Genomic DNA, 684 nt, shown 5'->3' with positions numbered 1-684 from the left:
GCTTGCAGGAATCGACAAGACGAGCAATCAATTATCTATCCTTAAAGATCAGGTAAATCAAGTTCAGGTATCCATCCAGGAGCTGGTGTCTCTTGAAGATGCTTTTAAAGGGCAGGGCGGCCAGGCTATACGTGCGTTTTACCAGGAATGCCACCAGCCTTTTCTGCAATTCCTTGAATCCTGGATTGGCGAGTATCAATCCTATTTAAAAAGTTTCATAGGTTCATTGCGGGATCTTGAACCCTCCCCTTCAGGCTTTATCCGCCAGGAATTCATGGAGCATGAGCTCAAACAGGGGCTGAGAAGCACCCTGCAAATTACCGCAGATCTAACACAGGAAGCAAATGAGATTATGAAGTCCGTAAGCGATATTGTTGTGCTTCCGCGGCTGGAGGATGGCCGTTTTATCCAGGCATCAAAGCGAGCCGAGGATTCAAGCCGAGAAACAGTTGAGAAACTGGAGGACTTCGACCATCGGGAAACGGCTGCATTGGAGCCTCTCCTGCAAGATCTATCCCTCATGAACCAGTACATCCAAAAAATGGCGGGCATGTTCCAAAGCGGAAGCTTATCTCTGGCCCAATATCAGCCTAAATCTCTCAACTGGAAGGATTTCCACGAGGATATATCGAATCCCAACCCAGAGAGTGAGCAAAGTATTCTTCAGGATATAGCTGAAGGTGC

The 684-nt window shown here is 47.5% G+C and carries 1 protein-coding gene; it reads left to right on the top strand.

The genetic code is table 11. From position 1 onward, the window contains the following. Positions 1 to 684 (top strand): LXG domain-containing protein (locus BFI01S_RS22100; protein WP_235831274.1); only part of this gene is annotated, 684 nt, incomplete at both ends.

This window comes from Cytobacillus firmus NBRC 15306, assembly GCF_001591465.1.
In the GTDB taxonomy this organism is placed as follows: Bacteria; Bacillota; Bacilli; order Bacillales; family Cytobacillaceae; genus Cytobacillus; species Cytobacillus firmus.
The sequence above is the reverse complement of the archived record's forward strand: the minus strand, read 5'-3'. Positions and strand labels throughout refer to the sequence as shown.